Below are 22309 nucleotides of genomic sequence, written 5' to 3'. Positions count from 1 at the left end.
CGCGTGGACGGGTGCGGGCGCGTGGACGGGTGCGGGCGCGTGGACGGGTGCGGGCGCGTGGACGGGTGCGGGTCCGAATGAGCGCGCGGGTGGAGGGTGAGCGGAGGGTGTGGGATTCGAACCCACGAAGACATCGCTGCCTTACCGGTTTTCAAGACCAGCGCCATCGGCCACTAGGCGAACCCTCCCGGTGCCACGCACGGCGCGGCCGTGCACAGTCTGCCACGTCCGGCAGATCGGCGAAGGGGCGAGCCACCCCCGACCGCGTGGCCGTCGCGGCGGTCGGTCACGCGACTCCACTGTGCTCCGCCGGCCCGAATTTCGCCGGCCAGGGGGCGGCCAGGGCGTGGAACAGCACGTCGATCGGGTAAGACTGGGCTATGCGCGCGATCGTGATTGCCGAGCCCGGTGGGCCGGAGGTGCTGAGCTGGGACGAGGTGCCCGACCCGGAGCCGGGACCGGACGAGGTGATCGTCGACGTACGGGCCACGGCGGTGAACCGGGCCGATCTGCTGCAACGGCAGGGGCACTATCCGCCGCCGCCGGGTGCGCCCGCGTACCCGGGACTGGAATGTTCGGGTGTGGTGAGCGCCACCGGCGCGGACGTCAGCGGATGGCGGGTCGGTGACGAGGTCTGTGCGTTACTGGCCGGCGGCGGGTACGCGGAGCGGGTGGCCGTGCCGGCGGGGCAGCTGCTGCCGGTGCCGGCGGGGGTCGACCTGGTCGACGCTGCCGCGCTGCCCGAGGTGGCGTGCACGGTCTGGTCGAACGTGGTGCAGGTGGCCCGGCTGTCGGCGGGCGAGACGCTGCTGGTGCACGGTGGCGGCAGCGGCATCGGCACGTTCGCGATCCAGCTCGGCACCGCGCTCGGGGCCACGGTGGTGGCGACCGCGCGGGCGGCGAAGCATCCCCGGCTGCGTGAGCTGGGCGCGGTCCACCTGGTCGACTACCGGGAGCAGGATTTCGTCGAGGAGGTCCGGCGGGTCACCGACGGACGGGGCGCGGACGTCGTACTCGACATCATGGGCGCGTCCTACCTCGGCCGGAACGTGGCCGCGCTGGCGCCGGACGGGCGGCTGGTGGTGATCGGCATGCAGGGTGGCCGCAAGACCGAGCTGGACCTCGGCGCGCTGCTGGCCAAGCGGGGCACGGTGGCGGCCACCGCGCTGCGGGCCCGCCCGCTGGACCAGAAGGCCGCCATCGTGCAGGGGGTACGCGACGAGGTCTGGCCGCTGGTCGAGGCGGACCGGGTCCGCCCGGTCGTGGACCGGCGGCTGCCGATCACGGAGGTGGCCCAGGCGCACCGGCTGGTCGAGTCGAACGAGCACCTCGGCAAGGTGCTGCTCACCGTCAGCTAGGCGCCGGCAGCGACGTCTGACACGCCGGCGTGTTCGGCAGCGCGAGTCGGGGGCCGGGGCCCTCGGCGCCGAGCCGGTCGTCGAGGTTGTTGAGCGCGCAGCGTTGGAGCGAGAGGCACCCACAGCCGACGCAACCGTCGAGATCGTCGCGGAGCTTGGCGAGCAGCCTGATCTTCTCGTCCAGCCGGTCGCGCCACGCGGTGGAGAGCTGGGTCCAGTCCTCGGCGGTCGGCGTCCGGGAGGCGGGCAGCGAGTCGAGCGCGGCCCGGATCTCGTCCAGCGAGATGCCGACCTGCTGCGAGATCCGGATGAACGCCACCCGGCGCAGTTCGCTCCGATGGTAGCGACGCTGGTTGCCGCCGGTGCGGTCGGCGCGGATCAGCCCCATCCGCTCGTAGTAGCGCAGAGCCGACTGTGCCACGCCGCTGCGATCGGCGAGCTGACCGATGGTGAGGGCTTCCTGCATCACACCGCCTTGAATTGAACCTAACTTCAACTTGCAGAGTATCCGCATGACTACTCTCGCCACCACCGCCCGGGTCGCCGAGGCCGCCGCGCCGCTCGACGGCCGTTCGCCGGTCGCTCCGCTGCTGGAACGGATCCGCGCCGGCCGCGTATTCGGTGCCAACGTCCACTCGACCGTCGACGTGCTCTGGGTGCTCTACGACCGGGTCCTCCGGATCACCCCGGACACTGTCGACGACCCGGCTCGTGATCGTTTCCTGCTCTCCAAGGGACACGCGGTCGCCGGTTACTACGCGGTGCTCGCCGCCAAGGGGTTCGTGCCGCTCGACTGGCTGGACGACCAGGGCGGGCCGGACAGCCGGCTCGGCGACCACCCGGACCGGACGCTGGTCCCCGGAGTCGAGATCGGCTCCGGTTCGCTCGGGCACGGTCTCGGCCTGGCCGTCGGGACCGCGCTCGGGCTGCGCGCCCAGGGACTGCTCGACACCCGGGTGTACGTCCTGCTCGGTGACGCCGAGCTGGACGAGGGATCGAACCACGAGGCGATCGCGTACGCGGGCGGGACCGGTCTGCCCAACCTGACCGCGATCGTGGTCGACAACTCCTCCGCCACACACGGCTGGCCCGGTGGCGTGGCCACCCGTTTCACGGTGAACGGGTGGACCGCCGCCACGGTCGACGGACGGGACCACGACGCGCTGCACACCGCCCTGACCGGGCACCACGGACCCCGGCCGCACGTCGTCGTCGCGGTCGTCGAGAGCGGGGAGTAGCCATGCGGGACAGCTTCATCGAGACCACCACGCAACTCCTTGCCGAGGATCCGCGTACCGCGCTGGTGCTCGCCGACATCTCCGCCGACGCGTTCTCCCCCGCCGCCCGACGACACCCCGACCGGGTGCTCAACGTCGGCATCCGGGAGCAGTTGATGCTCGGGGTGGCCGGTGGGCTGGCGCTGACCGGGTTACGGCCGATCGTGCACAGCTACGCGCCGTTCCTGGTGGAGCGGGCGTACGAGCAGATCAAGCTCGACCTCGACCACCAGGCGGCACACGCGGTGCTGGTCAGCGTGGGCGCGTCGTACGACCGGGCGGCGGCCGGGCGCACCCACCTGAGCCCGGCCGACGTCGCGCTCTTCGACACCCTCTCCGGCTGGACGGTGCACGTGCCGGGGCACCAGGCGGAGGTGCCCGGTCTGCTGCGCGCCACGGTCGCCGGGGACGCGTCGGCGTACCTGCGGTTGTCGACGTCGCGGAACGCACGGCCGTACGCCGGTGACGGCGAGCTGGTGGTGGTCCGCGACGCCGGACCGGGTGCACCGCTGCTGGTCGCGGTCGGGCCGGTGCTGGACGCGGCGCTGGCAGCCGCAGCGGACCTGCCGGTCACGGTAGCGTACACCCACCGGCCGCGCCCGTTCGACACCACCGGCCTGCGGGCGCTCGCCGGGACCGAGGTGATCCTGGTCGAGCCCTACCTGGCGGGCACCTCGACCCGGGTGGTCACGGCGGCACTGGCGGACCGGCCGCACCGGCTCCTCGCACTCGGTGTGGGACGCGACGAGCTACGCCGCTACGGCTCGGCCGACGACCACACCCGTTGGCACGGACTGGACGCGGCGGGCCTGCACCGCGCGTTGACCGGGTTCCTGTCCCCGGCTCTGGTCTGAGAGCTGCCCGTCGTCGTCCTCGACCGGGCTGCCGCGTCAGGCGGCGGAGCCGCTCCCGGGGCGACGGCGGGTCCGCTCACGGCCGAGGATCCAGATCGCCTCGACACCGTCCCGCCAGGTGATCTTCTTGCCCTCCTCGCGGCCCCGGGCCCGGTAACTGATCGGCACCTCGTACGGCCGGATCCGGCGGCGCAGCAGTTTGCCGGTCACCTCGGCCTCCATGCCGAAGCCCCGGGAACGCACGTCCAGCGAGCGGTAGAGCGCCACCGGCATCAGCTTGAAGCAGGTCTCCAGGTCGCCGATGTAGGAGTTGAACATCACGTTGGCCGCCATGGTGACGCCCTTGTTGCCCATCACGTACCAGAAGCTGTAGGCGCTGTGGCTGCCGAAGGTCCGATTTCCGTAGACCACGGTCGCCCGGCCGTCGAGCACCGGGGCGAGCAGCTTGGGGATGTCCTGCGGGTCGTACTCCAGGTCCGCGTCGAGGATGACCATGTACTCACCCTCGGCGCTGGCGACCGCCGTCCGGATGGCTGCGCCCTTGCCCGCGTTGCGCTGGTGCGTGATCACGCGCAGACGCGCGTCGTCGGCCCGGCCCAGGATCTCCCCGGTGCCGTCGCGGCTGCCGTCATCGACCACCACGAGTTCGATCTCACACGGGTACTCGACCGCCAACGCCTGCTTGAGGGCGTCCGCGATGCGTTCCTCCTCGTTGTAGACCGGCATGAGGATCGACAGCTTCACGGGAATCTCCACGAGGGCGGCAGTATGTCGGCCATAGCGTAGCCCCGGCAGGTCGGTCCTGTGGTGGCGACCGCCTCAGGAGATCGACCAACGGGCACTCAGTCCGATGGTGTTTACTTCCGGCCATGTCGGCCGCCGGCTTCCCGTTCGTCCTCGCCCCCGTCGCCGCCGTCGTCCTGCTGTCGGTGGCGCTGCGGCCACGGTCCGTACGCCACACCGCGCCACGACGGCTTGCGGTGATCCGAGCGAGTCTCGCCGTCGGCGCCTTCGCGGTGCTGACCGTCGAGGTGCTGGGTGCACTGGGGATGCTGGCCGCGCCCGCGTTCGGGGCGGCGTGGCTCCTCTTCCTCGCGGGTGCCGGGATCGCCGCCGCGCGACGGCGGGCGGCCACCACGACCGGCCGGGTGGCGGATCGGCGTGTCTCCGAGGGCGGGAGCGGGTCGGTCGGTGGGCGTCCGGCCGCGTCGTCCTCGGCGAGTGTCCTCGCCGGAGCGTCGGAGACCCCGACCTCGACCGCGACCGGCACGATCGCCACCGTCGACCCGGCGACCGTGTCCGGCCCGGAGGACCCGGCGACGGAGGTGGGCTGGCGGGCGTCGGTCACCGATTTCTGGCGTACGGCGAGTCGCGGCGAGCGGTTGCTGGCCGGTACGGTCGCCGGGCTGGTCCTGGTCGAGCTGCTGATCGCCCTGCTGGCCGCGCCGAACAACTTCGACTCGCAGACCTACCACCTGCCCAAGGTGGAGCGTTGGGTGGCGCAGGGCGACCTGTCGCTCTGGGCGACCGCGATCCACCGGCAGGTCACCATCCCGCCGGGTGCCGAGTACCTGCTGCTGCACCTACGCCTCTTCACCGGTGGCGACGCGCTTCACCACCTGGTGCAGTGGGCCGCCGGGGTGCTCTGCCTGATCGCGGTCGCCCGGGTGACCGCGCAGCTCGGCGGCGCCCGCCGGGCCCAGTTGCTCACCGTCTTCGTCCTGGCCACCACGCCGATGGTGACGCTCCAGGCGACCAGCACCCAGACCGACCTGGTCTGCGCCGCATGGGTGGTGTGCACGGCCACGCTCGCACTGGACGGGCTGCGTCACCGCGCCGGCTTCGGTGAGTTGCTCGCGCTCGGGGCGGCCACCGGACTGACCGCCGTGACCAAGACCAGTGGCCTGCTCGCGGTCGGCCCGCTGCTGGTGCTCTGGGGACTGGGCCAGCTCCGCCTGGCGTACCGTGACCGGCCGGGCGCGGAGCGTCGGCTCCCGGCCGCCCCGACCGCCCGGACGGTCGGCGCCTCGGCGCTGATCCTGCTGGTCGCCGTCACCGTGGTCGGCCCCTTCCTGGGCCGGGTGTACGCCGAGTTCGGCCATCCACTCGGGCCGGAGCGGCTGCGTGAGTCGGTGCCGATGGAACGGCACGACCCGCTGTCGGTGGTGGTGAACGCGCTCCGTATCGGACACACCGCGCTGGACACCCCGCTGACCCCGCTCCGGGACGCCTCCGCTGCGGTGATCATCGGCGTGGCCGACCTGATCGGGGTGGACCCGCAGGACCGGGCTATCACGTTCGGGCGGGAGGTCTTCCCGGTGCCGTCCTGGTATCCGGACGAGGACCGGGTGGCCTTCCCGCTGGCCGGCGCGCTGGTGCTGATCGGTGCCGTGGCGGCACTGCGCCGTCCGGCGCGGATCAGCCCGGAGACGGCCGGGGCGCTGCGCGCGTACGTACTGGTGGTGGTGGTCGCGGTGGTGCTGCACACCGCGACGATCAAGTGGCAGCCCTGGGGCAACCGGCTGATCCTCTACGCCCTGGCCGCCTCGGTGCCGCTGGCCGGGCTCTGGCTCGACGCCGTGCTGCGGCGGGCACACCGCAACGCCGGTAACGGGCGGAGTGCCGGTGACGGGCGGAGCGCCCGGCGGCCGATCGCCGCGACGCTCGCGGTGACGGTGCTGGCCACCTGCGCGCTGGCCGGTGTGCTCGCGGTGTCGTACGGCTTCCCGCGCCGGCTGGTCGGCGAGGGGTCGGTCTTCACCACCTCCGACTGGGAGAGCCGCTTCCTGCGACGTCCGCACTGGGCCGAGGAGTACCGCTGGGCGGCCGATGCGGTGCGCGCCGCCGACGCCCGTCGGATCGGGCTGTCCCAGCGCAACGACGACTGGGAGTACCCCTGGTGGCTGCTGTTGCGGGACGCCGACGGCGGAGCACCGGAGTTGCTCGCGCTCCAGTCGGTGCTGGATGACCGCCCGGCGGCCGACCCGGCGGCGATGGACGCGATCGTCTGCACCGGCAGCCGCCGGCTCTGCGCCGATCTCGTGCCGCCCGGCTGGCGCTTCGAGTTCCGGGAGTACGTGGGTTACGCGGTGCCGACAGACCGCTGAGCGGCACGCCGCCGACCTCGGGCGACACTGCCCGACCGGCCACGACCTGCCCCATTGGCCCGGTTCGACGCTGCGCGCAAGTATTCCGAGAGGCATTCACATAGGTACGCGGCAGGCGCTACCGTCCGGTAACTCGATCGACGTCCCGCGATCGACCCGGAAGGAGTGCGTCGATGTCTGGTACCCCTACCAGGCGTGACCGGACGCATCGACGGCGGCTCGTCCAGGCCGCCGTCCTCGCCACCGCTCTCGTCCTGCCGATGCTCGCCACCGCGACCCCCGCCGCGGCGGCCGACCGTCCCACCGTCCAGCCGCTCCCCGCCCACCTGGAGACCATCCGCGCCGCCGAGGCCACCGCGCTCTACGGCTCCGCCGCCGTCCGCCCACTCGACCAACGGCGTACCGCCCTGCTCACCATGGGCGACAGCCAGATCTCCGGCGAAGGGGTGGGCAACTACGTGCCCGGCACCCACCAGCCGGGCAACTGGTGTGACCGCTCCTACGACCAGGCGGTGTTCCGGACCGGCATCACCGCCGACGAGCGGTACAACATCGCCTGCTCGGGTGCCACTCCGTGGAACCTGGTGTCCGGCGGCCCGACCCAGCACAACGAGCTGAACCAGGGTGACCACCTGGCGATCAAGGCCCGCAACACGAACATCAAGCTGATCTGGGTGGTGGCCGGGGCCAACGGCGACGGCACGATCCAGTTCGGCCCGGTCGCCACCGACTGCGCGCTGCGCCGGGTGCTGTTCCAGGGCCCCTGCTGGCCGACGTACACCGACCAGTGGACCGTCCGCACCGACGGCAGCCGGCGCGCCGTCGAGGAGGCGTTGACCGACATCCGCCGGACCATGACCGGGGCCGGCTACCTGCGTTCCGACTACGAGCTGGTGCTGATGTCGTACTCCAGCCCGGCCAGCCCCGACGTCGAGGACAACCCGAACTTCCCGGGCTGGTACGCGGGCGGCTGCCTGCTCTATCTGGCCGACGCCGCGTTCGCCCGGAACAAGGCGGTACCGATGTTCGAGTCGGCGCTCCGGGCCGCCGCCGCCAACACCGGCACCCGCTATCTCGACGCGAGCCGCCTCTTCCACGGGCACGAGGTGTGCACCGACAGCACCTCCGTCCGGGGTCTCTACATCGAACTCGGCGTCTGGGACGAGAACGCGGCCCGCCAGTCCTTCCACCCCAACTACCGGGGCCACGGCATGTTCGCCCAGTGCATCACGCAGTTCTATGCCGCCGGCCAGGAACGGGGCACCTGCGTCGACCCGGCCAGCACCGGCAACGGCGTGCTCCAGTCCGGGCTGATGGAGTTCCGGCAGCTCCGCAACGCGGCCACCGGCACCTGCGTCGACGGCAAGGGCTACGACTCCCGCAACGGCACCGCACAGCAGTCGTACCGCTGCCACGGCGGACGCAACCAGGGCTTCTGGTACGACCAGGCCCGGCAGTCGCTGCACTCCGAGCTGTCCCACGACCGCTGCCTGGACGTCTCGGGTGGCACCCTGAGCTCGGGCACGACGGTGAACGTCCACGACTGCCACGGCGGCGTCAACCAGCGGTTCGTGCTCGCCGGCAACCAACTCCGGGCCGCCGGCAACACCAACCTCTGCCTGGCCTTCGACAATCCGCTGCTGGGTACGCCCCGACTGCGGCTGGCCACCTGTTCGAGCAGTTCACGGCAGCAGTGGTCGTTCGAGTCGCGGTCGTTCGCCAACCCCGTCGGGTACGGCCGCGACGACTTCATCGGATCGCGGGTCTACTGATCCCGCACCGGTGACGAGGGAGCGGCCGTCGACGGACGGCCGCTCCCCGCTCGTGACCGGCACGCCGGTACCGGGCCGGCACCGCAGCAGCGGACCGTCGGGCGTCAGCGGGCGACGGCGGGATGCAGCGTGGTCGGTCGGACGGCGGTGGGCGTCTCGGCGACGGTGGCCACGACCCGGGGCAGCGCACTGCGCACCCGGGTGCGGAAGGCGTGGTTGAGCAGCGCGTCGAGCTGCCACACCTGCTTCGGGAACTGGGTGCGGACCAGGAACCGCTCACGGATCCCGTCGATCGCGGTGGCGGCCAGCTCCACCGAGTGCAGCCGTGGGTCGGGGCTCCAGGTGACGTGGCTCAGCTCGCGCAGTTCGGCGTTGAGGTGCAGCCGCAGGCGGTGCAGCACCGGCGTCTGCCGGGTCACCACCAGCCGCCGGTGGGTGAGTAGGAGAAGGTAGTCCCCGGACATCGGCCGATCGGGTCGGCTGCACCGGGTGACCAGGATGGTGGCGTCGCCGGAACCCACACAGCGACGGAACACCGGCATGTGGCGCGTGGCGGTCTGCACCGCCAGGCCGGCCTCGGAGGCGGCCGGGAGGAACGTTCGGGAGAAGACGTCCATGACGTGCCCAACGACGATGTTCGCTGGGTGACGTGGCTCACGGACATGCTTTTTGCAAATTCCACGTTACGTCTTGCAGCCCCGCCGAGCCCCTCGGCGGGCGTCCCGTGACCGGCTCAGGCGAACTCGGTGACCAGCAGTTCGTCCAGCCAGCCGGGCACGCTGGCGGCGAACTCGGCGCGCCTCGGGTCGGTGGTGTCCAACGCCCGACGCCAGGACAGCGCCCGGCTGACCATCGTCACCCCGGCCGCGACCTCGGCGAGCCGGAGCAGGGTCGACCGGTCACCGCGATCCGTCCACGGCTCCAGGTACGCGTCGCGCAGCCGATCCAGCGCCGGGTCCCCGGCGTCGAGACCGCTGACGTACGCGACCGATCGCAGCGTCACCAGCAGCGTGCCGAACGGGTGCGCCACCGACGCGTCACCCCAGTCGAAGAACCGGTGGCCGTCGCCGGTCGCGAAGACGTTCCCGTCGTGCAGGTCGTCGTGCTGGACAGTGGGCCCGATCAGGCCGTCGGCCAGCAACCGGCACCGCTGCGCGTACTCCGGCAGCAGGGACCGCAACCGGTCACGCGCCTCGGTGGTGAGCCCGTCCGGGGTGTCCAGCAGCAGAGCCGCGTCGTCGTCGAGCAACTCCGTGAGATGCGCCGGCAACGCCGCCGGCCGATGATCGGGTACGCCGAGGGCGAGCAGTTCGTCGACGTGCGCGGCGGTGGCCCGTTGCAGCTCGGCGTACTCGGGCAGGATCCGTTCCCACCGGGCCGGGTCCGGCGCGCCGGCCAGCGCCTCACGTAGCGTCGCGCCGCCGTGCGGCCACAGCGCCCAGCGCCGCCGGGTGTCCACCGCGATCGGGTCGAGCACCCGTCCGGGCGCCAGCCGGGCCAGCGCGGCGGACAGTGCCGTCTCGAAGCCGGTCCCCGCCGCGTTCGCCTTGAACCACACGTCACCGGCGTCGGTCGGCACCCGCCAGATCAACGCCCACGGCCGGACGCGCGGCTCGACCGGGCCGGTGATCCGCTGCCCGGTGCGGGCGAGCGCCTCGGCCACCCATTCCCACGCGGCGGCGCGCCACGTGCGGTCGTCCCAGTCGGTGTGCGATGCGGTCGCGGCGGTCACGAGGGCACGCTAACCTCCGCCGGAGTCGGCCCGCGACGGGTTTTACGGCGTACGGGTCAGAGCAGCTCGACGATGGTGGCGTTGGCCATCCCGCCGCCCTCGCACATGGTCTGGAGGCCGTAACGCACCCCGTTGTCGCGCATGTGGGCGAGCATCGTCGTCATGATCCGGGCACCGGACCCGCCGAGCGGGTGCCCCAGCGCGATGGCACCACCCCGCGGGTTGAGCCGCTCCGGGTCCGCCTCGGTCTCCGCCAACCAGGCCAGCGGCACCGGGGCGAACGCCTCGTTCACCTCGTACACCCCGATCTCCTCGATGCCCAGCCCCGCGCGGCGCAGCGCCTTCGCGGTGGCCGGGATCGGCGCGGTGAGCATGGTGACCGGGTCGTCGGCGGCGACCACGGCGGTGTGCACCCGGGCCAGCGGACGCAGGCCGTGCCGGCTGGCCCACTCGCTGGTGGTGACGGCGAGCGCCGCCGCGCCGTCGGAGATCTGCGAGGCCGAGCCGGCGGTGACCACGCCCTCCGGGTGGAACGGGGTGGCCAGTTCGCCGAGCTTCTCCAGCGAGGTGTTCCGGCGGATGCCCTCGTCAGCGGTGAACTTACCGCCGTCGGCCAGCGGCACCGGGGCCAGTTCGGCCTCGAACGCCCCGGCGTCCTGGGCGGCGGCGGCCTTCTCGTGGCTGGCCAACGCGAACTCGTCGAGCTGGGTCCGGGACAACCGCCAGCGGCGGGCGATCAGCTCCGCACCGACGCCCTGGTTGAACGGCAGCGCCGAGTCCTCCGCGACCCCTTCGACGCCTTGGTAGCGGGCCAGGATCTGGCCGCTGAACGGCAGTCCGCCCGCCGCGCTGGACCCCATCGGGACCCGGGTCATCGACTCGACACCGCCGGCCACCACCAGGTCGGCCTGCCCGGAGAGCACGGTGGCGGCGGCGAAGTGCAGGGCCTGCTGGCTGGAGCCGCACTGCCGGTCCACCGTGGTGCCGGGCACCGACTCGGGCCAGCCGGCCGCGAGCACGGCGTTGCGCGCGACGTTCCACGACTGCTCGCCGACCTGGGAGACGCAGCCCCAGACCACGTCGTCGACGAGCGTCGGGTCGATGCCGGTGCGTTCGGCGAGGGCGCGCAGCACGTGTGCCGACAGGTCCACCGGGTGCACCGTGGCCAGGCTGCCCTTGCGCCGCCCGACCGGGGTACGCACCGCGCCGACGATAACCGCGTCACTCATGTCTACTCCCCGGTAACTTGGGCTGCTCCCGATCCTACGCCGCCGTCCCGGCGACGTCGCCGCCCGTGGGCACCGGCATGCCGGTCACCCGCCGCGCTGGCATGCTGGTCGGGTGACGTTCGAGACGGTCGCCCGCCAGTGGCGGGTACGCCCCGCCCTGCCGATCCTCAAGCTGGCCGGCGCGGTCGGCGTACTGGCCCTGGGACTGCTGCTCGCCGACGGTGACCTGCTCCGGCCGGCACTCGGCGTGCTGGCCGGCGCGGCCCTCGCCGCCTGGGGCGTACGGGACCTGGTCGCACCGGTCCGTCTCGCCGTCGCACCGGACGGCGTCACCGTGCCGACGGGGTGGTGGACCGCGCGACGGCACCTGCCCTGGTCGACGATCGAGACCATCGAGGTGAACCGCCGAGCCGGGCGCGGGGGGAGCGGGCCGGTGTTGGAGATCGACGCCGGCGAGTCGCTGCACCTGTTCACCCGGCAGGACCTCGACGCCGACCCCGACGAGGTGGCCGACGCTCTGCGGGCCGCCCGCCCGACGACCGCCTGACCCCTCAGCCGAGCAGGGTGAAGGTGCGGAACAGGGCCAGCACCAGCAGCACCACCAGCAAGAACGCGCCACCGGTCGCCTGCACCAGCGTCCGGTGGGACCGGGGTGCGTACGCCAGCACCAGCGCCATCAGCGCGCCGAAGACCAGACCGCCCAGGTGACCGGCGATCGAGATCTGCGGCACGGTGAACGTGAAGATCAGGTTGATCACCAGGATCGGCACGATGGCCGAGGTGTCCCGACCCAGCCGCCGCATGATCACGAAGGTCGCCGCGAAGAGGCCGAAGATGGCCGTCGAGGCACCGGCCGACATCTGGTTGGGCGCGCTGAACACGTACACGGCGACGTTGCCGCCGAAACCGGCGATGAAGTAGAGCGCGATGAAGCGCAGTGGCCCGAGCACCGCCTCCAGCGAGCGACCGAGGACCCAGAGCGCCCACATGTTGAGCAGCAGGTGCACCACGCCGTAGTGCAGGAACATCGCGGTGACCAGGCGATACCACTGGCCCTCGGCGACGCCGCCGATGCTGCCGTCGAGGAACATCGCCCGACCGAGCACCGCACCCCACTCGGTCAACGGGGTGCTCCCGCCGAGCAGACCGCCGAAACCGGTGCCGCCGGCCGCCGCGTCCCCGCCCCGGTCCGAGGCGATGGAGATCAGCATCACCACGAGGTTGATGCCGATCAGCGTCTTGGTCACGTACCCGAGCCGACCGGTCTCGCCACCACCGAAGGCGGTGCGCGCCGGGCGTACGCTCCGACGTCCCTGCGCCACGCACTCCGGGCACTGGAACCCGACCGACGCCTCGTTCATGCAGTCCGGGCAGATCGACCGGTCGCACCGGGTGCACCGGACGTACGTCTCCCGGCCCGGATGGCGATAACAGACCGGGGTGGTCGGCGGGGATTCGCTCACCGGGTGCCCCAGGTGCCCGAGCGCTCAGTCATGCGAGCAAAGGTACCTCGGCCCACCGATCGGACGGGTCAGGCGACCGTACGGCCGGTCGGTGCCCGCCGCGCCCAGGCCCGGGCGGCGGGCACCACCTGTGGCGGCCGGTGTCAGGCCGGCTGCCGCTCGATCTCGACGCGCTCGATGACCACGTCCTGCAGCGGCCGGTCGCTCGGACCGGTCGGCGTGTTGGCGATCGAGTCGATCACCTTCGCGGACTGCTCGTCGGCCACCGCACCGAAGATGGTGTGCCGGTTGTTCAGGTGCGGGGTCGGCGCGACCGTGATGAAGAACTGCGAACCGTTGGTGCCGGGCCCGGCGTTCGCCATCGCCAGCAGGTACGGCCGGTCGAAACGCAGCTCCGGGTGGAACTCGTCGGCGAAGGTGTAACCCGGACCACCGCGACCGGTTCCGGTCGGGTCCCCCATCTGGACCATGAAGCCGCTGATCACGCGGTGCGAGATGGTGCCGTCGTAGTACGGGCTGTTGCCCGGCTTGCCGGTCCGCGGGTCGGTGTACTCACGCGTGCCCTCGGCCAGGTCGACGAAGTTGCGCACCGTCTTCGGCGCGTGGTTCGGGAAGAGTTCCAGCCGGATCGGGCCGGCGTTGGTGTGCAAGGTGGCGTAGACAGCCTCGGCCACGGGTACTCCTTACTCGTTGGTCAGTTCCTTGCGGATCCTCCCATGTGCCCGATCTGGACATGCGGAGGCATCCGAAGGTGGAGGATGAGACGAAGCAACTCCCAGGAGGTGGGACCGTGTTTGGAATCGGGCGCCGCAGGACTGAGGGGCAGTTGGCCCGGGCCGAGCTCAACCAGGGGATCGGTCACCTGAGGCTCGCCGCCACGCACGCGGCGAAGGGAGCCGGGTCCACTGTCGGCCCGCGCGTCCAGACGGCGCGTGACGCGGTGGCACCGACCGCGATGCTGGTCCGGGACCGTGCCGCGAGTGGCCTCGCCACCACGGCCGCCGCGATGGCACCGCTGGCGCTGGCCGTGCGCCACGCACAGGCCGAGGCCGCCGGTCGGGCCGCCTCGGGCAAGAAGGTCGTCGCCAAGCAGGCCGCGGCCGCCAGGAAGGTCAAGGCGAAGAACATGAAGAAGATGAAGCGGAAGAAGTCCCGCCGCAGCGGGACCATGCTGGCCGGGATGCTCGCCGCCGGCGTCGTGGCCGGGCTGGCCGGTGCGATCGCCCTGCGACGTCACCGCGAACAGCAGGAGTGGACCGAGTACGACGCGACCACCGCGCTGGAGCCGATGCACGAGGAGGTGGAGACCATCGAGGTGCGTACGGCCGCCCCGTCGGGCGTCGCGAAGGCGTCGACCGGAGCCGGCAGCTCGGCAGTGGTCTCCGGTGACAGCGCGTCGACCACCGCGCCGCCGAAGCCGTCCCCGGTGACGCCGACGGACAAGGTGCCGTCGGTCGCCGAGGGTGCACGGACCACCAGCGGTCGTCCCGCCGACGACCTGACCACCGCCCTGAGCAAGGCGCCCAGCAAGTCCAACGGGCGCGCCTGATTTCGCGGTCCCGCCTCCGCCCCGCCACCTCGGCGGGGCGGGCGGGCTGCGGGTTCAGAGCCAGTCGTTACGGCGGAACCATCGGTAGAGCGTCAGCGAGATGGTGAGCATCAACGCCAGCACCACCGGATAGCCGTACACGATCTTCAACTCGGGCATGAACTCGAAGTTCATGCCGTATATCCCGGCGATCGCCGTCCACACCGCCGCGATGGCGGCCCAGGCGGCGATCTTGCGCATGTCGTTGTTCTGGTCGACGGTCACCTGGGCCAGTCGGGCCTGCAGGATCGAGTTCAACAGGTCGTCGTACGAGTTGACCTGCTCGACGGTGCGGCTGAGGTGGTCCTGCACGTCGCGGAAGTAGCGGCGGACCTCCTTGGGCACCTCGCGGTTCATCTGGGCGGTGAGCGCGAGCAACGGCCGCTGCAACGGCATCACCGCCCGCTTGAACTCCACCAGCTCCCGCTTCATCTGATAGATCCGCTGGATCCGGCCGCTGGCCTGCCGGTCGAAGACCTCCGTCTCCAGCACGTCCATGTCGTCCTCAAGCTGGTCGGCGACCTCCAGATACAGGTCGACGACCCGGTCGGTGATCGCGTACGCGACCGCCCAGGGACCGTGCAGCAGCAGCTCCCGCCGGGCCTCCAGCTCCTCGCGGACCGGCGCCAGACGGCAGGCGTCCCCGTGGCGGACGCTGATCAGGAAGTGCGGGCCGATGAAGAGCATCACCTGCCCGGTCTCCACCACGTCGGTCTTCTCGGTCAGCTCGGTGTGCTCGCAGTAGCGCGCGGTGCGCAGCACCAGGAAGCTGACCTCGCCGAAGCGCTCCAGCTTGGGCCGCTGGTGTGCCTTGACCGCGTCCTCCACGGCCAGCTCGTGCAGCCCGTAGGTGGCGGCGATCTCGCTCATCTCGGCCAGCTCCGGCTCGTGCAGGCCGAGCCAGACGAAGCCGTTCTCGGCTCGCCGCGCCTCGGCGAACGCCTCGGCGTAGCCGCAGTCACCGCCCTGGCGTCGCCCGTCGAGATAGAGCGCGCAGTCGACCACCGCGCTCCGCCGGGGACCCGCCGGGGCCTCCACCCGCTGGGACCCGTCCGGGTTGAGCCGGCGGGTCACCGCGCGTACCGGCGACCAGGCGCGGGCTCGCGGCGACCGGGCTAGCGGCGGTGGAACCGGCTGGGGGTCGGTCTGGTCGCGACCGGTGGGGGCAGTGCCCTCCCGCTGCATCCGCTCCGTCATCACGCCCCCGTCCGCGCTCGGCTGCGGCTTGCAGGGTACGCCGCCGTACCGATCATGGCGGTGGCGCGGCGGCGGAGGGGTGGCGCCGGACGGACCGGATCGCATCGGGGGGTGAGGGGGCGATCCGGCCCGCCCGGCGCCGTTGGGGCGGGGGGTTGTGCTGGCCGCGTCACACCACACCGAGGGCGGCCGGGCCGCACCGCGACGTCGGCGTCACGCCGGCCGGAACCGGCGTGACCTGCACTACATGTGGTGTAGGACGCTCGCAGCATTGTGGGCCGCCAGCCGCCACAGCGGGAGTCCCGGGCACGCCGGTATCGCCGTTCTGTCGGAAACCCGACAGATTTTCACCCCCGAACGGCCTCCATCGCCTCGGCCAGCCGCCGGACGCCCTCGTCGATGCGGTCGGCGGTCACCGCCGAGTACGCCAGGCGGAGTGCGTGCCGGCCACCGTCCACCACGAAGTCGCTGCCCTTGACCACCGCGACGCCGCGCTCGGCCGCCGCCGGGGCGAGCTTGTCGACGAGGACGTCCTCGGGCAGCTCGACCCAGAGGAAGTAGCCGCCGTCCGGCTCCACGAAACGGGCCTCGGGGATGTGCCGCCGCAGCGCCTCGGCCAACGCCCCGGCCCGCTCGCCGAGCGCCGCCCGGACCGTCTCGATGGAGCGGGCGATGTCGCCGGAGACGCAGAACTGGTGCACGATCGCCTGCGCCACCATGCCCGGCGAGATGTAGAGGTTCGTGGCCTTCTTCGCGATGTCGGCGATCAGGTCGGCCGGACCGACCAGGTAACCGACCCGGACGCCGGGGCAGACCGTCTTGGTGAAGCTGGAGGCGTGCACCACCACGTCCCGGGTGTCCATCGACAGCATCGACGGCAGCGGCTCGCCCCGGAACCGGACGTCCGCGTACGGGTCGTCCTCGAAGATGGTGAAGCCGTACTCGGCCGCCAGGTCGAGCAGCTCACGCCGCTTGCCCTCGGAGAGCGTCACGCCGGCCGGGTTCTGGTAGTTCGGGATCACGTGCGCCAGGCGCGGCCGCACCCCGGACTCCAGCAGCTTGCGCAGCTCGGCGGTGTCCAGGCCGTCCGGCTGGATGGTGACGCCGTGCACCTCGGCACCCATCTGCTGCAGGTTGAGCAGAGTCCGGTCGTAGGTCGGCCGCTCCACCACCACCGCGTCACCCGAGCGGACCAGGTGGTCGAAGAGGAAGGCGTCCGCCTGCAACGAACCGTTGGTGATCAGCACCTGCTCGGCCGTGACCCCGTGCTTCTCCGCGACCCACTGGCGCAACGGCAGATAGCCGACGGAGGTGCCGTACGCGGTCACCCCGGCGGGATCGGCGTCGAACGCACGGACGGCGGCGGCCTTGAGCCCTTCGACATCGACGATGTCCAGAGAGGGGGCGCCACGGGCAAAGGAGATCAGCTGCTCGGCGGTCATGGCTGTTCAGCGTACGGGCGGCGGCCGGGTGAACGCGTACGGCACGGCGATGTCCGCATCCTGAGCCACCGAGTCGGGTGAACCGGTGCGGACCGGGCGTCCACCCCGGCGAGCCGACCGCGTACCAGGTCAGGCCGGACGACCGATCAGGCGGCAACCGCCCGGGGCGCGCCGAAGGACACGGGCTCGTCGAGAGGCGACCGGTCCGGTGCCGGTCGCCGGGACACTCCGGCCACCTGCAGGCCGAGCAGGGCCATCAACTGTCCCCAGTCGAAGTAGGACCGCCAGGCGGCGATGCGGCCCCGGCGTACCCGGACCATGTCCACCACCTCCCAGGAGACGGTGCGTCCGGTGGGGGCCACCGTGCCGAACGGGGTGTGCAGCACACCGGTGTGAGTGCCGGTGAGCCGCTGCTCGACCGCTGCCCCGCCGGCCGTACGCACCGAACCCAGCACGTCGAGCCGCAGGTCGGGGAAGGCACCCGTCCAGGTACGCAGCAGGGCGGGCAACTCCACCGGCCGGACCGTCACGCCGGGCATCGCGTAGTACCCGTCCGGGGCGTACAGGTCGGGGAGTCTGGCCACGTCCCGTCGCAGGAGCATGGCGTACTGCTGCTCGACCAACTGGTCCGCGCCGCGCATGTCGACCTCCTCGCGTGCGCGTCTCGGCCCGCGCCCGCACCGAATCCATACCCCCGGTCCGGCCGGTCCACACCAGCGGACAAGTCCGCCCGAGCGGACATCGCCGCAGCTCGGCACCGGCGGCTACTGTTCTTCAGGTGTCCACCGAGCCGCTGCGCTGCGCCGGAGCGCTGATCGTCGACCCCGCCGGGCGCATCTTCTTCCAACGCCGCTCGCCGCACCGCCGCCTGTTCCCGAACAGCTGGGACATCGTCGGCGGGCACCTCGAACCCGGCGAGACCTTCGAACAGGCACTGCGCCGGGAGGTCACCGAGGAGACCGGCTGGCGGGTCTCGGAGATCATCGCGCAGGTCGGCGAGTACCGGTACGTCGGCGACGACGGCCTGGCCCGGATCGAGAGCGACTGGCTCGTCCGGGTCGACGGCGACCTGACGGCACCGGTCCTGGAGGTCGGCAAGCACACCGAGTACCGCTGGCTCGGCCCGGCCGACCTCGACCTGCTCGACGAGGACCGCGACGTCAACGACGGACTGATCCGGCGGATCGCCGAACAGGCCTTCGAACTCCTGGGTCCGACCGGTTCGTGAGCGACAGCGTCGGGCTCGCCGCGCACCGGTACGTGGCGCTGGTCGCCCCCGTCCTCGACCGGGTCGTCCGCGCGGCGATGCAGGCCGGTCAGGACGGCGGCGGAGCGGAACTGAGCCAGCGGTACGGCGGCATGCCCGCCACCAGCTTCCTGGTGGAGATGCGGACCCGCCTGGCTGCCGGTGGCACGGTCGACGGTGCCGGATTCGCCGCGATCACCCGGTACCGGGACCCGATCGCCTGTCAACGGGCGCTGGACCGGCACGTCGCGTACGGGATGATCCACCGGCGACCGGACGGCGGACTCACCGCCACCGAACGCGGCACGGCGTTCCTGGCCGAGCTGTACCAGGTGCACGCCGAGGTGACCGAGGAACTCTGGGCCGGCCACGACGACCGGGTGCAGCGGCTGACCGAGACCGCCGGGCGGCTGCTGACGGCTGCCCTGGCGCCCCGAGGCGACGAGCCGGTGCCCAGCCCCGGCGCATTCGACGCGGTCGCCCCACCGTACGAGCCGGACGGCACCCCGTCGGGCGTGTTGCTGCTCAACCGGCTCGGCACGCTGCGGTACCACCGGGCCGACGCGCACACCGACGCCTGGACGGCCGCCGGACACACCCCGTCGAGCATCGCCGAACTGATCGACGGGGCGCAGTGGCAGGCCATCGAGCTGGAGACCGACCGGCGGGCAGCCGGCCCGTACACGGCGCTGACCGCCGAGGAGCGACTGACCTTCCTCGCCGACCTGGCGGCCCTGCCCGGCTGACCCCCGACAGCCGGTCGACGCGCGGCGCTATCCTCCTTCGGTGAACGCCGTGAGAACAGGGACTGATGTCGGCATGGTCGGGATGGTGCTGGCGGCCGGGGCCGGGCGCCGACTGCGCCCGTACACGGACACGCTGCCCAAGGCGCTGGTCCCGGTGGACGGCGAGATCACCATCCTCGACATCGCGCTGCGCAACCTCGCCGAGGTGGGGCTGACCGACGTCGTCGTGGTAGTCGGCTACGCGGCGGACACCGTCCGCGAACGCCAGGCCGACCTGGAACGCCGCCACGGAGTGACGCTCACCCTCGTGCACAACGACAAGGCCGAGGAGTGGAACAACGCGTACTCGCTCTGGCTGGCCCGCGACTGGTTCGCCCGGGGCGTACTGCTGGTCAACGGCGACACCGTGCACCCGGTGAGCATCGAGAAGACGCTGCTGGCCGAGCGCGGGCCCGGCGTGCTGCTCGCGGTCGACACCCTCAAGCCGCTGGCGGAGGAGGAGATGAAGACCACCTTCGACGCCGCCGGCCAGCTCACCCGGATCACCAAGCTGATGGACCCGGCCGACGCGTACGGCGAGTACATCGGCGCGACGCTGATCGAGCCGCAGGTGGCCGGAGCGCTCGCCGACGCGCTGGAGGCGACCTGGCGGCGCGACCCGAACCTGTACTACGAGGACGGATACCAGGAGTTCGCCGAGCGGGGTGGCGAGGTACGCGCCGCACCGATCGGTGACGTGTCCTGGGTGGAGGTCGACAACCACGACGACCTGGCCCGGGCGCGGGAGATCGCGTGCCGTTACTAGCGCGCACCGTCACCACACCGCTGTCGATCGAGGTCCGCCGAGGGGCGGTGGCCAACCTCGGCGTGCTGCTGGCCGACCGGCGGATCTCCGGCGGTGGCGACGTCGCGGTGGTGGTCGGCCCCGGACAGGGCGAGAAGATCGCCGACCTGTGCCGGCCCTCACTGGGCTCGGCCGACATCTTCACGGTGACCGGCGGCACCGTCGACTCCGCGCAGGAGCTTGGCGACCAGCTCCGGCGCCGGCACTACGACGCGGTCGTCGGCATCGGCGGCGGCAAGACCATCGACACCGCCAAGTACGCCGCCACCCGTTACGCCATCCCGATGGTCACCGTGGCGACGAGCCTCGCCAACGACGGCATCGCCTCCCCGGTGGCGTCGCTGACCCACGAGGGCGGCAAGGGCTCGTACGGCGTGCACATCCCGATCGCCGTCCTGGTCGACCTCGACTTCGTGGAGAACGGGCCGGACCGGCAGACCCAGGCCGGCATCGGCGACGCGGTGAGCAACCTGAGCGCCTGCGCCGACTGGGAACTGGCCCACCGGGTACGCGACGAGCCGATCGACGGGCTCGCCGTGACGCTCGCCCGGACCGGTGCCGAAGCCCTGGTCAACCATCCCGGCAAGATCACCGACGACGCCTTCCTGACCACGCTGGCCGAGGCACTCATCCTCGGCGGGATCTCCATGTCGATCTGCGGCTCCAGCCGCCCGGCCAGCGGCGGCGACCACGAGATCTCGCACGCCATCGACCACCTCTACCCGGGCACCGGCTCGCACGGCGAACAGGTCGGCCTGGGCGCGTTGTTCTGCACCTTCCTCCGGGGCGACCTGGAACGCTTCGGTCAGCTCAGCACCTGCCTGCACCGGCACGGCCTGGCCGTCCGGCCCGACGAGCTGGGCCTCACCGACGAGCAGTTCGTCGAGGCGGTCGCCTTCGCGCCGCGTACCCGACCGGACCGCTACACCATCCTCGAACACCTCGCGTTGTCCGCTGACGACGTCCGGACCCGGCTGGGAGACTACGTTGACGCCCTCCGTGAGCACCTTGGCTGAACCGTCCCACCCCACGGTCGCCGACTTCCACCGGGTGAACCGGGGTGGTGGTCTGTTCAGCGAGTCCGTAAGCCAGTGGATCGGCGCCGTCTTCGCGCTGGTCGCCCAGCGGCTCGGACTCCGCCCCACCGCGCTGACCATCACCAACCTGGTACTCGGTCTGGCCACCTCGGTCACCGTGGTCGCGCTCGCCGGTCCGGTCGCCGCCGGTGACGTACCCTCCTGGGTCGTCGGGCTGCTCGCGCTCCTCGGCTGGCAGATCGCGTACGCCCTGGACTGCGCCGACGGACAGCTCGCCCGGGTGACCGGTCAGGGCAGCGCGGCCGGGGCCCGGGTCGACGTGCTCTGCGACGTGGCGGCCCAGATCGCCCTGGTCGCCGCGCTCTCCGCGACCGCCGTGGCGCAGGTGCCGTCGACGCCCGTGTGGTTGGTGGCGGCCTTCGCCGGCACCTGGATGGTCAACCTGGTGACCTCGGTGATGCAGTCCGGCCCGAACGCCGCCAGCATGGTCACCTCCACCAGCCTGCCGGTCCGCCTGGTGAAGCTGGTCCGCGACTACGGCGCAGTGATCTTCGTAGCCGCCCTGGTGCTGGCCTTCGCTCCGGCGCTCGTCTTCTGGGTCGTGGTCGCCTTCACCGTGGTGAACGGCGGCTTCCTGCTCGCCAGCATCGCCTTCTCCGCCCGCGCCTCCCTCTAACCGACATGCAAGGAAGGGCACCTTATTAACGCCTCGTGCATAGCAGGGGTCCCCGATTAACGCAGCCTGCCCGGATTAGCGCTGCCTGCCGACGGACCGCCTGACGGCTGCCGCCGGGCCGCTGCCGCCGGGACCCGTGCCGAGCCCACCCCGACTGTGCCTAGCGCCCCCCGCTCCCTGCGCGCCCTGCTCCCTGCGTGCCCCACTTCCCAAGATCGTGCTCGATCCAGGATCGAGTGGCATCGAAGCACCGCAGTAGGCACTCGATCCCGGATCGAGTGGCTACCGGGCGCTCATCACGACAGGTTCCGCTGGTCGCTGTAGAGGGGAGTCGATGAGCACGCGGCAGCACTCCATCCACTCCCGCGCTGGGCAGGCTCGACTCGTCGATCATGGAGTTGTGGCGCTCACAAAAGGCGCAAGACTGGATGAGTCGGAAGCCACAACTCCATGATCGACGCACGAGGCGCGGAGCATGCGACGCGAGGCACGTGGGGTAGGCGAGGCACGTGGGGTAGGCGAGGCACGGGGGACAAGGCGGGACAGGGAGGATGGAGGACGCGCGAGGCACGTGGGATGGGGTGCGAGGTGACGGGCGGCGTTTGGGAGGGGACGGGGGTGTCGGGGGTCAGCGGAGGGACGCGTACACGTCGATGAGGCGCTTGGTGACCACCTCGGGGTGGAAGGTGCGGTCGTAGCGGGCGCGGGCGGGCCCGGCCAGGGCGGCGGCTCCGGCGGCGG

Annotated in this window: 22 protein-coding genes and 1 tRNA gene; 12 read left to right on the top strand and 11 right to left on the bottom strand. The window is 71.9% G+C overall.

What is annotated here, in order from left to right; genetic code table 11:
• Positions 1–101: 101 nt before the first annotated feature.
• Positions 102–188, bottom strand: a tRNA-Ser gene (locus tag EYA84_RS07865).
• Positions 189–380: 192 nt separating this feature from the next.
• On the opposite strand from EYA84_RS07865, the gene EYA84_RS07860 reads away from it, so the two are divergent.
• Positions 381–1358 carry an NAD(P)H-quinone oxidoreductase gene (locus tag EYA84_RS07860; RefSeq protein WP_131052362.1) on the top strand — a complete coding sequence of 326 codons (978 nt, stop codon included), beginning with the start codon at positions 381–383 and terminating at the stop codon, positions 1356–1358.
• On the opposite strand, the gene soxR is transcribed toward EYA84_RS07860, so the two are convergent.
• Complete coding sequence (soxR, locus tag EYA84_RS07855) at positions 1351–1824, bottom strand: redox-sensitive transcriptional activator SoxR (RefSeq protein ID WP_131052361.1); 474 nt, start codon at positions 1822–1824, stop codon at positions 1351–1353. The genes EYA84_RS07860 and soxR overlap by 8 nt on opposite strands.
• A gap of 46 nt (positions 1825–1870) precedes the next feature.
• Here soxR and EYA84_RS07850 point away from each other — a divergent pair, with 46 nt between their 5' ends.
• Complete coding sequence (locus EYA84_RS07850) at positions 1871–2596, top strand: transketolase (protein WP_131052360.1); 726 nt, start codon at positions 1871–1873, stop codon at positions 2594–2596.
• A 2-nt stretch (positions 2597–2598) separates the two neighbouring features.
• Complete coding sequence (locus EYA84_RS07845; protein WP_131052359.1) at positions 2599–3489, top strand: transketolase family protein; 891 nt, start codon at positions 2599–2601, stop codon at positions 3487–3489.
• 36 nt (positions 3490–3525) lie between these two features.
• On the opposite strand, the gene EYA84_RS07840 is transcribed toward EYA84_RS07845, so the two are convergent.
• Positions 3526–4233 (bottom strand): glycosyltransferase family 2 protein, encoded by a 708-nt coding sequence (locus EYA84_RS07840; RefSeq protein ID WP_131052358.1) that lies wholly within the window; start codon positions 4231–4233, stop codon positions 3526–3528.
• Positions 4234–4358: 125 nt separating this feature from the next.
• Between EYA84_RS07840 and EYA84_RS07835 the strand changes: the two genes are divergently transcribed.
• Both EYA84_RS07835 and EYA84_RS07830 read left to right on the top strand, forming a co-directional pair.
• The gene (locus tag EYA84_RS07835; protein ID WP_131052357.1) at positions 4359–6596 is read left to right on the top strand and encodes a glycosyltransferase family 39 protein; all 2238 of its coding nucleotides are present in this window, start codon (positions 4359–4361) and stop codon (positions 6594–6596) included.
• A 173-nt stretch (positions 6597–6769) separates the two neighbouring features.
• Positions 6770–8368: a ricin-type beta-trefoil lectin domain protein gene (locus EYA84_RS07830; RefSeq protein ID WP_131052356.1), complete on the top strand. Its 1599-nt coding sequence runs from the start codon at positions 6770–6772 to the stop codon at positions 8366–8368.
• Between the two features lie 104 nt (positions 8369–8472).
• On the opposite strand, the gene EYA84_RS07825 is transcribed toward EYA84_RS07830, so the two are convergent.
• The 3 genes from EYA84_RS07825 to EYA84_RS07815 form a co-directional block, all read right to left on the bottom strand.
• Complete coding sequence (locus EYA84_RS07825) at positions 8473–8985, bottom strand: hypothetical protein (RefSeq protein ID WP_131052355.1); 513 nt, start codon at positions 8983–8985, stop codon at positions 8473–8475.
• 116 nt (positions 8986–9101) lie between these two features.
• A complete protein-coding gene (locus EYA84_RS07820) occupies positions 9102–10100 on the bottom strand; it encodes a phosphotransferase (RefSeq protein WP_131052354.1) in 999 nt (332 codons plus the stop codon).
• A 56-nt stretch (positions 10101–10156) separates the two neighbouring features.
• On the bottom strand, positions 10157–11329 hold the full coding sequence (locus tag EYA84_RS07815) for an acetyl-CoA C-acyltransferase (protein ID WP_131052353.1): 1173 nt from the start codon (positions 11327–11329) through the stop codon (positions 10157–10159).
• A 112-nt stretch (positions 11330–11441) separates the two neighbouring features.
• On the opposite strand from EYA84_RS07815, the gene EYA84_RS07810 reads away from it, so the two are divergent.
• On the top strand, positions 11442–11876 hold the full coding sequence (locus EYA84_RS07810) for a PH domain-containing protein (protein ID WP_131052352.1): 435 nt from the start codon (positions 11442–11444) through the stop codon (positions 11874–11876).
• Positions 11877–11880: 4 nt separating this feature from the next.
• Here EYA84_RS07810 and EYA84_RS07805 read toward each other — a convergent pair whose 3' ends face one another.
• Together EYA84_RS07805 and EYA84_RS07800 are read right to left on the bottom strand one after the other, a co-directional pair.
• Positions 11881–12792: a rhomboid family intramembrane serine protease gene (locus EYA84_RS07805; protein WP_131052351.1), complete on the bottom strand. Its 912-nt coding sequence runs from the start codon at positions 12790–12792 to the stop codon at positions 11881–11883.
• Between the two features lie 143 nt (positions 12793–12935).
• Positions 12936–13466 carry a peptidylprolyl isomerase gene (locus EYA84_RS07800; RefSeq protein WP_131052350.1) on the bottom strand — a complete coding sequence of 177 codons (531 nt, stop codon included), beginning with the start codon at positions 13464–13466 and terminating at the stop codon, positions 12936–12938.
• Positions 13467–13525: 59 nt separating this feature from the next.
• On the opposite strand from EYA84_RS07800, the gene EYA84_RS07795 reads away from it, so the two are divergent.
• Entirely contained in the window at positions 13526–14341 is an 816-nt protein-coding gene (locus EYA84_RS07795; RefSeq protein WP_131052349.1) for a hypothetical protein, read from the top strand.
• Positions 14342–14395: 54 nt separating this feature from the next.
• Here EYA84_RS07795 and corA read toward each other — a convergent pair whose 3' ends face one another.
• The 3 genes from corA to EYA84_RS07780 all read right to left on the bottom strand — a co-directional run bounded on the left by corA (position 14396) and on the right by EYA84_RS07780 (position 17660).
• Positions 14396–15454: a magnesium/cobalt transporter CorA gene (corA, locus tag EYA84_RS07790; RefSeq protein ID WP_387264509.1), complete on the bottom strand. Its 1059-nt coding sequence runs from the start codon at positions 15452–15454 to the stop codon at positions 14396–14398.
• 470 nt (positions 15455–15924) lie between these two features.
• On the bottom strand, positions 15925–17019 hold the full coding sequence (locus EYA84_RS07785; RefSeq protein WP_131052347.1) for a PLP-dependent aminotransferase family protein: 1095 nt from the start codon (positions 17017–17019) through the stop codon (positions 15925–15927).
• Positions 17020–17165: 146 nt separating this feature from the next.
• Positions 17166–17660, bottom strand: coding sequence for an ester cyclase (locus EYA84_RS07780; RefSeq protein WP_131052346.1), 495 nt, complete (start codon positions 17658–17660; stop codon positions 17166–17168).
• A 137-nt stretch (positions 17661–17797) separates the two neighbouring features.
• Here EYA84_RS07780 and EYA84_RS07775 point away from each other — a divergent pair, with 137 nt between their 5' ends.
• The 5 genes from EYA84_RS07775 to EYA84_RS07755 all read left to right on the top strand — a co-directional run bounded on the left by EYA84_RS07775 (position 17798) and on the right by EYA84_RS07755 (position 21568).
• Positions 17798–18247: an NUDIX domain-containing protein gene (locus EYA84_RS07775; protein WP_131052345.1), complete on the top strand. Its 450-nt coding sequence runs from the start codon at positions 17798–17800 to the stop codon at positions 18245–18247.
• Positions 18244–19011, top strand: coding sequence for a hypothetical protein (locus tag EYA84_RS07770; protein WP_131052344.1), 768 nt, complete (start codon positions 18244–18246; stop codon positions 19009–19011). The genes EYA84_RS07775 and EYA84_RS07770 overlap by 4 nt, the downstream gene beginning before the upstream one ends.
• Before the next feature lie 73 nt (positions 19012–19084).
• On the top strand, positions 19085–19816 hold the full coding sequence (locus EYA84_RS07765) for a sugar phosphate nucleotidyltransferase (protein ID WP_131052363.1): 732 nt from the start codon (positions 19085–19087) through the stop codon (positions 19814–19816).
• On the top strand, positions 19804–20871 hold the full coding sequence (locus EYA84_RS07760) for an iron-containing alcohol dehydrogenase family protein (protein WP_131052343.1): 1068 nt from the start codon (positions 19804–19806) through the stop codon (positions 20869–20871). Before EYA84_RS07765 ends, EYA84_RS07760 begins: the two co-directional genes overlap by 13 nt.
• Positions 20855–21568, top strand: a complete 714-nt coding sequence (locus EYA84_RS07755) for a CDP-alcohol phosphatidyltransferase family protein (RefSeq protein WP_131052342.1) — start codon at positions 20855–20857, stop codon at positions 21566–21568. Before EYA84_RS07760 ends, EYA84_RS07755 begins: the two co-directional genes overlap by 17 nt.
• Positions 21569–22309 lie beyond the last annotated feature (741 nt).

The sequence above is a fragment of the Verrucosispora sp. SN26_14.1 genome, from assembly GCF_004307965.1.
Taxonomy (GTDB): Bacteria; Actinomycetota; Actinomycetes; order Mycobacteriales; family Micromonosporaceae; genus Micromonospora.
Note: the sequence above shows the minus strand (reverse complement) of the source record. Positions and strands in the feature narration are given on the sequence as shown.